The sequence below is a fragment of the Streptomyces sp. CB02009 genome, assembly GCF_001905825.1.
Classification (GTDB): Bacteria; Actinomycetota; Actinomycetes; order Streptomycetales; family Streptomycetaceae; genus Streptomyces.
The window spans coordinates 421657-431469 of the sequence record NZ_LIVV01000010.1 but is presented as its reverse complement, the minus strand read 5'-3'; the positions used below and the strand labels follow the sequence as shown (position 1 = coordinate 431469).

Below are 9813 nucleotides of genomic sequence, written 5' to 3'. Positions count from 1 at the left end.
GCCGAAGGGCGGCACCCCCGCACGGGGGTGCCGCCCTTCGGCGTACGGTCGCTCAGCCGGTCACTTGCGCATGACCTCGGGCTCGTGGCGGCGCAGCAGCCGCGCCACGGCGACGCAGCAGATGGCCGCCATGAACAGCTGGATGCCGAGGTTGAGGCTCCACTGGCCGACCGTGTGCTCCCACAGCGGGTCGGTGTTCGCGGGGTTCTTCTGGTCCCACGGCGGCATCAGGTGCGCCAGGTCCAGGGTGGCGCCGGCGCCGGCGATGCCCCAGCGGGAGGGCATGAGCCAGGCGAACTGCTCCAGGCCGGGCGAGTCGTACACCTGGAAGAGGATGCCGGTGAACACGACCTGGATGATCGCGAACATCACGAGCAGCGGCATGGTCTTCTCGGCGGTCTTCACCAGCGCGGAGATGACCAGGCCGACCATCATCGAGGTCAGGCCGAGCCCGATGACCTGGATGCACAGCTCGACGGCCGGCGGCATGAGCAGGCCCTCTTCGGGCAGCGCGCGCGTGGAGAAGCCGATGGCGCAGATGATCACGCCCTGGAGGGCCGTGATCACGCCGAGGACGATGACCTTGGACATCAGGTAGGCGGAGCGGGACAGGCCGACGGCGCGCTCCCGCTCGTAGATGACCCGTTCCTTGATCAGCTCTCGGACCGAGTTGGCCGCGCCGCTGAAGCACATGCCGACCGCGAGGATCAGCATGATCGTGCCGGCGTCGCCGTTGAAGCGGGACGGGGGCGTGGGCTTGCCGAGGCCGAAGTCGGCGGGGATGACGACGGACACCGCGCCGAGGACGGCGGGCAGGATCACCATCAGGGCCATGAAGCCCACGTCGGAGGCGATCACGGAGACGTAGCGCCGGATCAGGGTCCACAGCTGGGAGCCCCAGCCCTGCGGCTTCGGCGGCCTGGACATCGCCTGCTGGGGCATCTGGACGGGCTGCGCGGCGACGGCGTCGATGTCGGCGGCGTACAGCTGGTAGTGCTGCGAGCCCTTCCAGCGGCCCGCCCAGTCGTAGTCGCGGTAGTTCTCGAACGCGGAGAAGACGTCGGCCCAGGTGGAGTAGCCGAAGAAGTTCAGCGCCTCGTCCGGCGGGCCGAAGTAGGCCACCGAGCCACCGGGGGCCATGACGAGCAGCTTGTCGCAGAGGCCCAGCTCGGCCACCGAGTGGGTGACGACGAGCACCGTGCGGCCGTCGTCGGCGAGGCCGCGGAGCAGCTGCATGACATCGCGGTCCATGCCCGGGTCGAGGCCGGAGGTCGGCTCGTCCAGGAAGATCAGCGACGGCTTGGTCAGGAGCTCCAGGGCGACCGACACGCGCTTGCGCTGACCACCGGAGAGGGAGGTGACCTTCTTCTCCTTGTGGATGTCGAGCTTGAGCTCGCGGAGCACCTCGCCGATGCGGGCCTCGCGCTCGACGGTGGCGGTGTCGCCGGGGAAGCGGAGCTTGGCCGCGTACCGCAGCGCCTTCTGGACGGTCAGCTCCTTGTGCAGGATGTCGTCCTGCGGGACCAGACCGATGCGCTGGCGCAGCTCGGCGAACTGCTTGTAGAGGCTCCGGTTGTCGTAGAGGACGTCGCCCTCGTTGGCCGGGCGGTAGCCGGTCAGCGCCTTGAGCAGCGTGGACTTGCCGGATCCTGAGGGGCCGATGACACCGATCAGCGACTTCTCCGGGACGCCGAAGGAGACGTCCTTGAGGATCTGCTTGCCGCCGTCGACCGTGACCGTGAGGTGCCGGGCCGAGAAGGAGACGGAGCCGGTGTCGACGAACTCCTCGAGCTGGCCGCCGACGAGCCGGAAGGTCGAGTGGCCGACGCCGACGATGTCCTGGGGGCCGAGGAGGGCGGAGCCGCCCTTGGTGATCGGCTGGCCGTTGACGTACGTGCCGTTGTGCGAGCCGAGGTCGCGGATCTCGAAGCGTCCGTCGGGCGTCGCGTGGAACTCGGCGTGGTTCCGCGAGACCTGGAGGTCGGAGACGACCAGTTCGTTCTCGAGGGCACGGCCGATGCGCATGACACGGCCGAGGGACAGCTGGTGGAACGTGGTGGGGCTGCGGTCGGCGTAGGCCGCCGAGGGCCCTGCCGCGCCGCCTCCCTGGCCGGGCACCTTCTGCGCCAACTGCTCGACGGGGCCGCCGTGCCCCTGCTGGTGCGGGACCTGCTGCGGGGCGGCCTGCGGGTGCACGGGCGGCGGGCCCTGCTGCTGCCAGTTCTGCTGCGGGACCTGCTGCTGCCCCTGCTGCGGCGGGGCCTGGTGCGTGATCCACTCGGCCTGGGCGGCCTGCTCCGCGGCCTGGTGGGCGGGGACCTGGTGGGCCGGGGCCTGCTGCTGGTGGGCCACCGGGGCCTGCTGGTGGGCCGGGGCGCCGGCGGCGGCGAGATTCAGCCGCGGGCCGTCGGTGGCGTTGCCGAGGTGGACGGCCGAGCCGGGGCCGATCTCCACCTGGTGGATCCGCTGCCCCTGCAGGAACGTGCCGTTGGTCGAGCCGTGGTCCTCGATGACCCAACTCCGGCCGCCCCAGCTGATGGTGGCGTGGCGCCACGAGACCCTGGCGTCGTCGATGACCAGGTCGCCCTGCGGGTCGCGGCCCAGGGTGTACGACCTGGACGGATCGAGCGTCCAGGTCCTTCCGTTCAATTCCAGTACGAGTTCTGGCACTCCATGCCCCACTACTTGTCCCCCGATGTACCCCCGTCGCGGGGAGTCCAGGGATGCGAATCATCCGGGGGGAACTATTTCAGGCCCGGTCCCCTCTCCGAAAGTCGGGCCGCGTGAAGACCCGGCGCAGGGTCTCCGACGGCGCTCCGGTGATCAAGGGCGCGCCCACCCGGGTGTCCGCTGGGCGGGACGGGGGGTCGGGTGGCACCTGGTGCCCGATACGGTGGAAGCACCATGAGCGCATCGCAGACCTCAGACGTTCCCACCCTTCTCGTCAAGATCTTCGGGAAGGACCGTCCCGGGATCACCGCGGGACTCTTCGACACCCTCGCCGCCTACTCCGTCGACGTCGTGGACATCGAGCAGGTGGTCTCCCGCGGCCGCCTCGTCCTGTGCGCGCTCGTCACCGAGCCGACCGTCGCCTCGCAGGGCGAGCTCCGTGCGACCGTGCACAGCTGGGCCGAGTCGCTGAAACTCCAGGCCGAGATCATCTCGGGTACGGGCGACAATCGCCCCCGGGGTGAGGGGCGCTCGCACGTCACCGTGCTGGGCAACCCGCTGACGGCGGAGCAGACGGCGGCCATAGCGGCCAGGATCGCGGAGGCCGGCGGCAACATCGACCGTGTCTTCCGGCTGGCGAAGTACCCGGTCACGGCCGTGGAGTTCGCCGTGTCGGGCTGTGAGACCGAGCCGCTGCGGACCGCCCTCGCCACGCAGGCCCACTCCATCGGGGTCGACGTGGCCGTGGTCTCCGCCGGGCTGCACCGGCGGGCCCAGCGGCTCGTCGTCATGGACGTCGACTCGACGCTGATCCAGGACGAGGTGATCGAGCTCTTCGCGGCGCACGCCGGGTGCGAGGACAAGGTCGCCGAGGTGACGGCCGCGGCGATGCGCGGGGAGCTGGACTTCGAGCAGTCGCTCCACGCGCGCGTGGAGCTGCTCGCCGGGCTCGACGCCTCGGTGGTCGACAAGGTCCGCGCCGAGGTGCGGATGACGCCCGGTGCGCGGACCCTGATCCGTACGCTCAAGCGGCTCGGCTACCAGGTGGGGGTCGTCTCGGGCGGGTTCACGCAGGTCACGGACGACCTGAAGGAGCGGCTGGGGCTGGACTTCGCCTCGGCCAACACTCTGGAGATCGTGGACGGCAGGCTGACCGGGCGGGTGACCGGCGAGATCGTGGACCGGGCGGGCAAGGCGCGGCTGCTGCGCCGGTTCGCGGCGGAGGCGGGTGTGCCGCTGGCGCAGACCGTGGCGATCGGCGACGGGGCGAACGACCTGGACATGCTGAACGCGGCCGGTCTCGGCGTGGCGTTCAACGCGAAGCCGGTGGTGCGCGAGGCCGCGCACACGGCGGTGAACGTGCCGTTCCTGGACACCGTGCTGTACCTGCTGGGGATCACCCGCGAAGAGGTCGAGGCCGCGGACGGCGGCGCGGAGGACCTGCTGCACTGAGCCGTGGGTGAACCCGAACGTGGGAGGGCCCGGCCGTCGGATGACGGCCGGGCCCTCCTCCGTACGGCAGCCGCGTCGGCATCGGAATGCGGCTTCGGACACGGCGTCGGACACGGCTACGGCCGGGGTGCCGGTGGGCGTCCGGGGCCGTAGGCGATGCATCCTGGGCGTACGGGATTCGGCGGGGGCGTCCGGGTTCCCCCGGGGTGCGCGGGCCGGGCGGGCCGGTCAGGCGTGCGGGCTCCAGAAGTCGACCAGGCGTCCGGCGCCGTGCTCCAGGGACTTCCACGAGCCGTTGAAGGTGAGGACGGCGAACGCGGAGGTCGGGAACCCGCTGCGGTTCAGCCGGGGCAGCACATCGCCCTCGGACTGGCCCGCGAGGGCGTCGGCGAGGGCGTGCATCCCGGGGTTGTGGCCGATGACGAGGAGGTCGGACACGTCCTCCGAGGTCTCGTTGAGCAGGGCGATGAGCTCGCCGAGCGAGGCCTCGTACAACCGGTCCTCGTAGACGGTCTTCGGGCGCTCGGGGAGGGCCTGCACGGCCAGCTTCCAGGTCTCACGGGTCCTGGTGGCGGTGGAGCAGAGGGCCAGGTCGAAGGCGATGCCGGTCTCGGCGAGCCGGCGGCCGGCGACGGGGGCGTCCGCGCGGCCTCGCTCGGCGAGGGGGCGCTCGTGGTCGGACTCCTGGTTCCAGTCCGCCTTCGCGTGTCGGAGCAGCACGATCCTGCGGGGTGTGTCGACGCTCATGGTCCTCAGCTTCGCACGAATCGGCTCGCGCCGACTCAGAGAGAGAGCGTTTGCTGGATCCGCTCCAGGAACCCTCCGACCCCCGGGTCACCGGCCGTCGCGTGCGCCTCACCGGGCCCGGTCATCAGCATCATGAGGGCGGCGAAGGCGATCGCCGGGAGGGCGAGTGCCCACCAGGGCAGCCGGGTGTCGACGCCGGTCGCCTCGGGTCGGACGCGGGTGGACGTGTGGGCCGACATGACCGCCTCCGTGGGTGGGGACTCGCTTTCCCTGGTGTCTCCAACCTAGGGATCGCGGGCCCCTCGGCCCATCCGGTGATCCACCCACTTCACCCTGAGTACCGCCCCCTAGGGGATACGGGGGTTAACCCCACCACGTGCGTGCCGAGCGGGCGTCACGGGGAGGCGAACGAGGCGATGAAGCCGATGACGACCGTGATGCCGATCATCGCGCCGAAGACGATGAGCAGCTTCTTCTGGCCGTTCGGGGGATTGGGTTCGAGAACTGGCATGCCGACAGTCTCGCATCTCAGGATTCGTCCTCGACGGTCCGGTCCCTGCCCGCCAGGGTTCCCACGATCATCTGCGGCACCATGAGCCCGCCCATCAGGGCGATCGGGAGTCCCCAGCCGCCGCTGTGCTGGTAGAGCACGCCGACGAGGAGGGGGCCGGGGATGGAGATGAGGTAGCCGACGCTCTGGGCGAAGGCGGAGAGCCGGACGACTCCGGCGCCGGTGCGCGAGCGCATGCCGATCATCGTGAGGGCGAGCGGGAAGGAGCAGTTGGAGACGCCGAGGAGCACCGCCCAGACCCAGGCGCCGCCGGCGGGGGCGAGGAAGAGGCCGGTGTAGCCGGCGAGGCCGCAGAGGCCGAGGGCGACGACGATCGGGCCCTGGTTCTTCATACGGGTGGCGAGCCGGGGGATCACGAAGGCGAGCGGGACGCCCATGACCATGGTGACGGCGAGGAGCACGCCGGCGGTGGAGGCGGGGACGCCGGAGTCGCGGAAGATCTGCGGCATCCATCCCATGGTGATGTAGGCGCCGGTGGCCTGGAGGCCGAAGTAGCAGCCGAGGGCCCAGGCGGTGCGGCTGCGGGTGATGCGCGGGGCGGCGGTCGCGGCGGCGGCCGCCCCGGTCGCGGAGGTCGCGGAGGTCGCGGAGGTCGCGGCGGCGCCCGCGGACCCGGCGGCGGTCGTCCCGCTCTCCGGGGTGGCGCGGTCGCGGTCGCGGACGAGCGGGAGCCAGGGCAGGACGGCCAGCGCGGCGACGGCCGCCCAGACGCCGAGGCCGATGCGCCAGTCGCCGCCGAGGGCGGCGGTCATGGGGACGGTCGCGGCCGCGGCGACGGAGGTGCCGAGGGCGAGGGCCATGGAGTAGAGGCCGGTCATGCTGCCGATGCGGTCGGGGAAGTACCGCTTGACGATGACCGGCATCAGGACGTTGCTGACGGCGATGCCCATGAGGGCGAGGGCGCTGGCGGCGAGGAAGCCGACGGTGCCGCCGGCGAGGGGGCGCAGGACCAGGCCGGCGAAGATCGCGGCCATGCCCGCGCAGACCACGGCGGCGGGGCCGAAGCGGCGGGCGAGGCGCGGGGCCGTGATGCCGAAGACGGCGAAGCAGAGCGGCGGGACCGAGGTGAGGACGCCGGCGACGGTGCCGCTCATGTGGAGGTCCGCGCTGACCTCTTCGAGGAGGGCGCCGAGGCTGGTGATGGCCGGGCGCAGGTTCAGCGCGGCCAGGACGAGTCCGACGGTGACGAGGCCGAGGGTCCAGCGCTGCGCCCGTGCCCGTGCGGGAGAATCGCCGGCGACGGCGGCTCCGGGCGGGGCCGTGGCGGCTCCCGGAACGGTGGTCGTGGCCGGTCGTGCGGTGGGGTCGAGGGTCTTCGGCTCGTCAGGCATGAGGTCATCATAGAATCATGGGATGATTGGTTGTCCAATCCCGAACGACTTGGGCGACCCGAACGAATGGGAAGGTGCTCCATGGCCCTCGGCCACCCCCGGCGCGCAGGCCTCTCCGATCAGGTGATCGCCGAGCTGCGGAACCAGATCACCTCCGGCGAGTGGCCGGTGGGTTCACGCATCCCGACCGAACCCGAGCTGGTCGAGCAGCTGGGCGTGGCCCGCAACACCGTGCGCGAGGCGGTGCGGGCGCTCGCGCACAACGGGCTCCTCGACATCCGCCAGGGTTCCGGGACGTACGTCATCGCCACCAGCGAGCTGGCGGGCGTCATGCACCGCCGCTTCGCCGGCTCCGACCCCCGACACGTCGCCGAGCTGCGCTCGACCCTGGAGTCCGCCGCGGCCCGGCTCGCGGCCGCGCGGCGCACCGAGCGGGACCTGAAGCAGCTCGACACGCTGCTCCTCCGCCGGGAGGAGGCGTGGGAGTCGGGAGACGCGGAGCGGTTCGTCAGCGCCGACGCGACCTTCCACCACGCGGTCGTCGCCGCCTCGGGCAACGAGGTGCTGACCGAGCTCTACGCGGACCTGGGCGACCTGCTGCGGGAGTGGCTGCGCGACGACGTCGGGCAGGAGCTCCGGCCGGAGAACTGGATGGACCACGGGCGCCTGGTGGACGCGATCCGGGAGGGCGAGGCCGAGCGGGCCGGCGCGGAGGCGGCCGGCTACCCCTACATGTGCCTCAGGAGCCCCGTACCGGAGTCGGATCGGGAGCCTGGTCCGCCGGCTGGTGGGTGATCCAGGCGGACCGGACCTCCTTCCAGCAGCGTGCGGTGAGTTCGCCGTAGTCGGCGGGGCCGACCTCCACGGGGGCGCTGTCGGAGTCGACGTCCCACCAGCGCTCGCACTCGACGTGGAGCCGGACCCGGTCGGTGCGGGGGTAGGGGTTCCGGCAGTGGGCGGTGACGGTGGAGCCCCGGACGACGGTGCTGCAGGAGGCGCCGAAGTTCTCCGGCTCCTCGGCCGCCGCGGCGGCGGGGGGTTCCTCGGCCGGGGCAGGCGCGGCCCGCACCTCGGCGGCGACGGCGATCCCGGTGAGCAGTACGGCGACGGAGACGAACGCGCCGAAGCCGTGTCGTATCGCACGCATGCCCGTACCTCCTCCCCGTCAGCAGCAGAAGCATCACGCTCTGCCCCAGTCTGGGGTGGTTCGCTCTACTTTTCGAGTCGGGCAGGGGTTGCGGAACGGCGAACGCCGTGTGTCCGCCCCCTTCGGGACGGGCACACGGCCCTGTGGCTCGAACGAGCGGCGGTTACGCGCCGATGGCGTGCAGGCCGCCGTCCACGTGGACGATCTCGCCCGTGGTCTTCGGGAACCAGTCCGAGAGCAGCGCGACGACACCGCGGCCGGCCGGCTCCGGGTCCGAGAGCTCCCACTGCAGCGGGGAACGGCTGTCCCACACGGCCGCCAGCTCGCCGAAGCCGGGGATCGACTTCGCGGCCATCGAGCCGATCGGGCCCGCCGAGATCAGGTTGCAGCGGATGTTCTGCTTGCCCAGGTCACGGGCCATGTAGCGGCTGGTGGCCTCCAGGGCGGCCTTGGCCGGGCCCATCCAGTCGTACTGCGGCCAGGCGAACTTCGCGTCGAAGGTGAGGCCGACGACCGAGCCGCCCTCGCTCATCAGCGGCAGCAGCGCCATCGTCAGCGACTTCAGGGAGAAGGCCGAGACGTGCATGGCGGTGGCCACGGACTCGAACGGGGTGTTGAGGAAGTTGCCGCCGAGCGCGTCCTGCGGCGCGAAGCCGATGGAGTGCACGATGCCGTCGAGGCGGTCGCCCAGGTGCTCGCGGACCTGGCCCTCCAGGCGGGCGAGGTGCTCGTCGTTCGAGACGTCGAGCTCCAGGACCTTCACCTTGTCGGGGTGGGGCAGCTTCTTGGCGATGCGCTCGGTCAGCGTCGGCCGCGGCCAGGCGGTGAGGATGATCTCCGCGCCCTGCTCCTGGGCCAGCTTCGCGGTGTGGAAGGCGATGGAGGACTCCATCAGCACACCGGTGATGAGGATGCGCTTGCCCTCGAGAATTCCGCTCATGGTCAGTGACCCATGCCCAATCCGCCGTCAACCGGGATGACGGCTCCAGTGATGTACGAGGCGTCGTCGGAGGCGAGGAACTTCACCGCGGCGGCGATCTCCTCCGGCTGGGCGTAGCGGCCCAGCGGCACCTGGGACACGATGCCCGCGCGCTGCTCGTCGGTGAGCACCGCGGTCATGTCGGTGTCGACGAAACCAGGGGCGACGACGTTGAAGGTGATGTTGCGGGAGCCCAGTTCACGCGCGAGGGAGCGGGCGAAGCCCACCAGGCCGGCCTTGGAGGCGGCGTAGTTCGCCTGGCCCGCGGAGCCCAGCAGCCCGACGACCGAGGAGATCAGGACGACGCGGCCCTTCTTGGCGCGCAGCATCCCGCGGTTGGAGCGCTTGACGACCCGGAAGGTGCCGGTGAGGTTGGTGTCGACGACGGAGGTGAAGTCCTCCTCGGACATGCGCATGAGGAGCTGGTCCTTCGTCACGCCGGCGTTGGCCACGAGGACCTCCACCGGACCGTGCTTCTCCTCGATCTCCTTGTACGCCTGCTCCACCTGCTCGCCGTCGGTGATGTCGCACTTGACGGCCAGGAGACCGGCCTTCTCGAGCTCGGCGGGATCGCCGGAGCGGTACGTGATCGCGACCTTGTCGCCGGACTCGGCGAACGCGCGGGCGATGGCGAGGCCGATGCCCCGGTTTCCTCCGGTGACGAGAACCGAGCGGCTCAACGGATCACCCTTTCGATAGCGGTCTGGTAGCCGAAAACCTATCGGTATCGCCCCCGACATGAGGAATCGACCTCCGACAGTGGCACCCGGGTGTCACTGTCGGGTCCCTACAGCTCAGGTCGCCGGGCGTCGGTAATGCGCCGACCCCGCGTGCCGTCCCGTGATTGACTTCCGTGGCAGATCAACGACAGCTCCATCCCTGCTCGACCCCAGCCTTCCGATCACCGAGAGCGAGG

At 71.2% G+C, this 9813-nt stretch carries 10 protein-coding genes; 2 read left to right on the top strand and 8 right to left on the bottom strand.

Annotated features, from left to right (window positions below):
* Positions 1-60 precede the first annotated feature (60 nt).
* Positions 61-2682, bottom strand: a complete 2622-nt coding sequence (locus AMK27_RS34650) for an ABC transporter ATP-binding protein/permease (protein ID WP_073917338.1) — start codon at positions 2680-2682, stop codon at positions 61-63.
* A gap of 222 nt (positions 2683-2904) precedes the next feature.
* Between AMK27_RS34650 and serB the strand changes: the two genes are divergently transcribed.
* Positions 2905-4122 (top strand): phosphoserine phosphatase SerB, encoded by a 1218-nt coding sequence (gene serB / locus AMK27_RS34645; RefSeq protein WP_073917336.1) that lies wholly within the window; start codon positions 2905-2907, stop codon positions 4120-4122.
* 228 nt (positions 4123-4350) lie between these two features.
* Here the strand turns inward: serB and AMK27_RS34640 are convergent, their stop codons facing one another.
* From AMK27_RS34640 to AMK27_RS34630, 4 genes are all read right to left on the bottom strand, one after another.
* Positions 4351-4869: a SixA phosphatase family protein gene (locus AMK27_RS34640; RefSeq protein ID WP_073917335.1), complete on the bottom strand. Its 519-nt coding sequence runs from the start codon at positions 4867-4869 to the stop codon at positions 4351-4353.
* A 35-nt stretch (positions 4870-4904) separates the two neighbouring features.
* Positions 4905-5108 carry a hypothetical protein gene (locus tag AMK27_RS34635; RefSeq protein ID WP_073917333.1) on the bottom strand — a complete coding sequence of 68 codons (204 nt, stop codon included), beginning with the start codon at positions 5106-5108 and terminating at the stop codon, positions 4905-4907.
* 155 nt (positions 5109-5263) lie between these two features.
* Positions 5264-5380: an SGM_5486 family transporter-associated protein gene (locus AMK27_RS44235; RefSeq protein WP_252121862.1), complete on the bottom strand. Its 117-nt coding sequence runs from the start codon at positions 5378-5380 to the stop codon at positions 5264-5266.
* Positions 5381-5397: 17 nt separating this feature from the next.
* Entirely contained in the window at positions 5398-6771 is a 1374-nt protein-coding gene (locus AMK27_RS34630; RefSeq protein WP_073917331.1) for a CynX/NimT family MFS transporter, read from the bottom strand.
* Positions 6772-6852: 81 nt separating this feature from the next.
* On the opposite strand from AMK27_RS34630, the gene AMK27_RS34625 reads away from it, so the two are divergent.
* On the top strand, positions 6853-7566 hold the full coding sequence (locus AMK27_RS34625; RefSeq protein ID WP_073917330.1) for a FadR/GntR family transcriptional regulator: 714 nt from the start codon (positions 6853-6855) through the stop codon (positions 7564-7566).
* Here AMK27_RS34625 and AMK27_RS34620 read toward each other — a convergent pair.
* From AMK27_RS34620 to fabG, 3 genes are all read right to left on the bottom strand, one after another.
* Positions 7511-7918 carry a hypothetical protein gene (locus AMK27_RS34620; protein ID WP_073917328.1) on the bottom strand — a complete coding sequence of 136 codons (408 nt, stop codon included), beginning with the start codon at positions 7916-7918 and terminating at the stop codon, positions 7511-7513. The genes AMK27_RS34625 and AMK27_RS34620 overlap by 56 nt on opposite strands.
* Positions 7919-8081: 163 nt before the next feature.
* The gene (fabI, locus tag AMK27_RS34615; protein WP_073917327.1) at positions 8082-8858 is read right to left on the bottom strand and encodes an enoyl-ACP reductase FabI; all 777 of its coding nucleotides are present in this window, start codon (positions 8856-8858) and stop codon (positions 8082-8084) included.
* A gap of 2 nt (positions 8859-8860) precedes the next feature.
* Positions 8861-9577, bottom strand: a complete 717-nt coding sequence (gene fabG, locus AMK27_RS34610) for a 3-oxoacyl-[acyl-carrier-protein] reductase (protein ID WP_073917325.1) — start codon at positions 9575-9577, stop codon at positions 8861-8863.
* Positions 9578-9813 lie beyond the last annotated feature (236 nt).

Coding starts and splice junctions, on each gene's coding strand:
- AMK27_RS34640 (WP_073917335.1), bottom strand. CDS start 4,869: ATGAGCGTCGACACACCCCGCAGGATCGTGCTGCTCCGACACGCGAAG.
- AMK27_RS44235 (WP_252121862.1), bottom strand. CDS start 5,380: ATGCCAGTTCTCGAACCCAATCCCCCGAACGGCCAGAAGAAGCTGCTC.
- fabI (WP_073917327.1), bottom strand. CDS start 8,858: ATGAGCGGAATTCTCGAGGGCAAGCGCATCCTCATCACCGGTGTGCTG.
- AMK27_RS34635 (WP_073917333.1), bottom strand. CDS start 5,108: ATGTCGGCCCACACGTCCACCCGCGTCCGACCCGAGGCGACCGGCGTC.
- serB (WP_073917336.1), top strand. CDS start 2,905: ATGAGCGCATCGCAGACCTCAGACGTTCCCACCCTTCTCGTCAAGATC.
- AMK27_RS34620 (WP_073917328.1), bottom strand. CDS start 7,918: ATGCGTGCGATACGACACGGCTTCGGCGCGTTCGTCTCCGTCGCCGTA.
- AMK27_RS34630 (WP_073917331.1), bottom strand. CDS start 6,771: ATGCCTGACGAGCCGAAGACCCTCGACCCCACCGCACGACCGGCCACG.
- AMK27_RS34625 (WP_073917330.1), top strand. CDS start 6,853: ATGGCCCTCGGCCACCCCCGGCGCGCAGGCCTCTCCGATCAGGTGATC.